This window comes from Bifidobacterium amazonense (assembly GCF_018555435.2).
Classification (GTDB): Bacteria; Actinomycetota; Actinomycetes; order Actinomycetales; family Bifidobacteriaceae; genus Bifidobacterium; species Bifidobacterium amazonense.
In genome coordinates, this window is the sequence record NZ_JAFEJT020000120.1 from 1 (window position 1) to 1,970 (window position 1,970).

The 1,970-nt window shown below is 62.5% G+C and carries 2 protein-coding genes and 1 pseudogene; 1 reads left to right on the forward strand and 2 read right to left on the reverse strand.

Translation table 11 applies throughout. The features are described 5' to 3' along the window. Positions 1 to 120: 120 nt before the first annotated feature. Positions 121 to 297 (forward strand): annotated as a pseudogene (locus tag JS533_RS13555) (SprT-like domain-containing protein); the annotation flags it as partial. A gap of 365 nt (positions 298 to 662) precedes the next feature. On the opposite strand, the gene JS533_RS13560 reads toward JS533_RS13555, so the two are convergent. Further along, the gene (locus tag JS533_RS13560) at positions 663 to 1,142 is read right to left on the reverse strand and encodes a Dps family protein (RefSeq protein ID WP_241515342.1); all 480 of its coding nucleotides are present in this window, start codon (positions 1,140 to 1,142) and stop codon (positions 663 to 665) included. Positions 1,143 to 1,390: 248 nt separating this feature from the next. Then, positions 1,391 to 1,970, reverse strand: a 580-nt coding sequence (locus JS533_RS13565) for a transporter associated domain-containing protein (protein WP_241515344.1), incomplete at its 5' end; no start/stop codon positions are given.

The window sequence follows — 1,970 nt, forward strand, 5'->3', positions numbered from 1 at the left end:
AACTCGCCGCATGGACCCAAACCACCAACCACACCCAACGACAGGTCAACTGGCACTTCACCACCACCGACGCCAGAACCAAACTCCGCCACCTATACCCCAACAATTAAACCCGACAATGTACTAGGGCTGTTGGACCCCAAGTTTTTGGAATCCGTGCTCGTGCACGAGATGACCCATTTGTGGAACACGCACGGCCATGGGCCCGAATTCCAACGGCGGATGGACCAGTACCAGCCGAATTGGCGGCAGTTGCGGCGGGAATTGAACCAGCGGCCGGTGATGCGGCGTCCGTAGCTGATTCCTGATTCCGCATGCCACTGTGCGGTGGAAGCGTAACGTGACATTGACCCCAGTTCGGTCGGCCTACCAGCCACAATGTCACGCTATAAGGCTGATTCGCGTGACATTGTCCCCAGTGCCCCAACCTACTCTCAGCAATGTCACGCTATGGGGTCGATCCGCGTGACAATACCCCCAGCACCGCCGATCCACTCTCCTCAATGTCACGCAAGTGCTGCAAACACCGTCCCCGCACACCACAATGCGAGAAGCCGGTTCAGGTCGTTTGTGAGACGGAAAACGGCCACAACCACGCCCGATTATCTGGATCGGGACTCGGTTGCGGCCGTTATCGCGGAATGACCAGCGGGGCTATTCGCTCACGCGAGATGCGAGCGCATGAACCACTGGAACTTTTCGAGCTGCTGGACGTGGTCCTGGATGATGTTGGAGCTGACGAAGTCGAGCTCGTCGAGCTCGGCCACGGCGCGGCGATCTTCGGCGATAAACGCGTCGTAGTACTCGATGAGCGCCTCGAGATACGCGGTAGTGCCGGCGCGGCCCTCCACGTCGAACGGCTTCCACGTGCGGTTGCGCATGATCGCGTCCGCACGGCCGTCGGGCGTGCCGCCCAGCGTGGCGATGCGCTCGGCCGTCTCGTCGGCCTGAGCCAGCACGGATTCGACCTCCGGGTCGAGCATCTCGTGCACGGCGATGAAGTTCGGGCCGGTCACGTTCCAGTGCGCGTGCTTGAGCACTAGCGCCGCCTCCTGCTCCTGGCTGAGACGGTTCTGCAGGATGGCGATGGCCTTTTCGGAAGTGGCCTCGTCGAGTCCGGGAACAACGAATGCAAGCGTCATGACTTGCTCCTTTCGGTTGTGGCTCCTTCTGGGAGCCGGGTATGTCCACTGTACGGGCCGCCGTCCGCCGCCACGCGCGGCTGGGCAGTGTCGTAACCCACAGTGGCATGTCCCATACTGCCATGACCGCTGTCCAAGTCGCGGGACGCGGCTGCCGGCCGTCCTCGTAACCAATGATGCCCGCTCCCCGACTGGGGAACGGGCATCATATCCGCGGCGATATCCGCAGTATTACAGCCGTGATGGTGCTACGCGTTGGCCGCTTCCGGCGCATGATCCGGCGCGCCCGCCTTGCGCACTTCGATCGTTTCGATGCGCCGTCCGTCGACCTTGGTGATCACCATGTCGTAGCCGTCGTCGGAGTGCAGCACGTCGCCGACCTCGCCCATCTTGCCGGTGTGCGCGAGGAAGTAACCGGCCACAGTCTCGTACGGGCCGTCCTCCAGTTCGATGCCGGTCAGATCGTCGAAGTCCTCGATCGTCATGCCGCCGTCCACGGTCGCACGGCCCTCGTTGAACACGGTTTTGCCGTTGCGCGACGCATTGTCCTCATCCGGCAGATCGTATTCGTCTCGAATATCGCCAACGAGCTCCTCGGTCATGTCCTCGAGCGTGACGATGCCGTCCGTGCCGCCGTATTCGTCGATCACCACGGCCAGGTGGATGCCGCGCTTGCGCAGCAGCGACAGGCTCGGCAGCAGCTTCGACGTGCCCGGCAGCGAAATCCCCTCGCGCGTCACGTCGGCGACCGTCTTCGCGTTCGGATCGCGCACGTCGAGCAGGTCGCGCACGTGCACGAATCCGATCACGTCGTCGAAATCCTTGCCG

Excerpts from the sequence above, each read along its gene's own strand:
- JS533_RS13560 (WP_241515342.1), bottom strand. The coding sequence starts at position 1,142 with ATGACGCTTGCATTCGTTGTTCCCGGACTCGACGAGGCCACTTCCGAA.